The following is a 1,187-nucleotide window of genomic DNA, read 5'->3' as shown; positions in this document are numbered from 1 at the left end:
TAGAGTATCCGTGTTGGTCAAGGGACAGATGGTGTCCAGGTCCGATTGTCCCTGAGTAGTGCGTTTGCGAGGATGATGAGCTTTCGCATGATGGCTGTGATGGCGAGTTTTGAGGCTTTGCCATCGGCCGTGAGCTGGTGGTATTTTGCCTTTAGATCGGGATTGAAGCGCATGGCGACGAGGGCGGGCATGTAGAGTGCCTGTCGGACATTGGCTCGCCCGCCGCGGATGAAGGCGCGGCCGATCCAGTTGCCGGACTGTCGTGCGACGGGAGCGAGGCCTGCGAGGGAAGCAGCCTGACCCTGACCGAGCGTGCCGAGTTCGGGCATTTCGATGAGAAGCGCGAAGGCGGTGATTGCCGAGACGCCCGGGATCGAGACGAGGATAGCGAAGCGACGGGAGAGATCGGGATCGGACTGGATGAGCGCCGTGATCTCCTTTTCGACAGCAGCCATTTGACGTTCGATCTGCCTGAGCTGCTGGGCATTGTGGCGCTTGAGGATGGGAAGGGTTAGCGCCTTGGCCCTGTTCCTCGCCGCCGTCCGGTTCTTCACCAGCGCCTCGCGCGCCATGTGCAGGTCCTTGAGGTCATTGAGGATCGGGCTGCGCACCGGTCGTGCTTCGAGGTCGAGAAGAGCGCCCATGCGCGCCAGCATGGCGGCGTCCAGCCGGTCGGTCTTGGCGATCCTGCCGGTGGCCTCTGCGAAGCGCCGGGCTTGGCGTGGGTTGACCTTGACCAGCGCAAGGCCAGCCGCCGCCAGCTTCCGCTCAAAGGCCCGGTGATATGGACCTGTCGGCTCATAGACGATGCGTACGCCGGGCGGGTCCAACCGGCTCGGGCTCAACCAGCTCATGAACGCCTTGTGGCCGCGGCTGTCGTTGGCAAAACGCCGGCTCGCGCCGTCGCTCAGCCTGTGGGCGTCGAGATGGTCTTTCGAAATGTCGATCCCGATGGTATCGTTGGTCATCTTTCACTTGTCCTGTGCTTGTCGTTCGGAGCCGAACTCCGGGTATCCGTTCAGGCCTCAAGGGAAAGACGAGGGCGATCCGACTCTAGCTCGACCCGTCAAACGGTCAGCAATTCCACCGATCCGACCCTCGCCGCTGAGGGAGGGCGGCTACCCTCTCTCAGCGTTCCTTTCTGACCCATTCGGCAGCGAAAGTCATAAGACAAGCAATTCCAGGAA

1 protein-coding gene is annotated in these 1,187 nt (G+C 62.0%); it reads right to left on the bottom strand.

Features of this window, described 5'->3' with window-relative positions; translation table 11 throughout:
• Nucleotides 1-17 precede the first annotated feature (17 nt).
• The gene (locus NKH33_RS33095) at nt 18-968 is read right to left on the bottom strand and encodes an IS110 family transposase (RefSeq protein WP_352923734.1); all 951 of its coding nucleotides are present in this window, start codon (nt 966-968) and stop codon (nt 18-20) included.
• Between the last annotated feature and the right edge of the window lie 219 nt (nt 969-1,187).

It is taken from the genome of Mesorhizobium sp. M1182, from assembly GCF_040318335.1.
In the GTDB taxonomy this organism is placed as follows: domain Bacteria; phylum Pseudomonadota; class Alphaproteobacteria; order Rhizobiales; family Rhizobiaceae; genus Mesorhizobium.
The sequence above is the reverse complement of the archived record's forward strand: the minus strand, read 5'-3'. Positions and strand labels throughout refer to the sequence as shown.

Excerpts from the sequence above, each read along its gene's own strand:
- NKH33_RS33095 (WP_352923734.1), bottom strand. The coding sequence starts at position 968 with ATGACCAACGATACCATCGGGATCGACATTTCGAAAGACCATCTCGAC.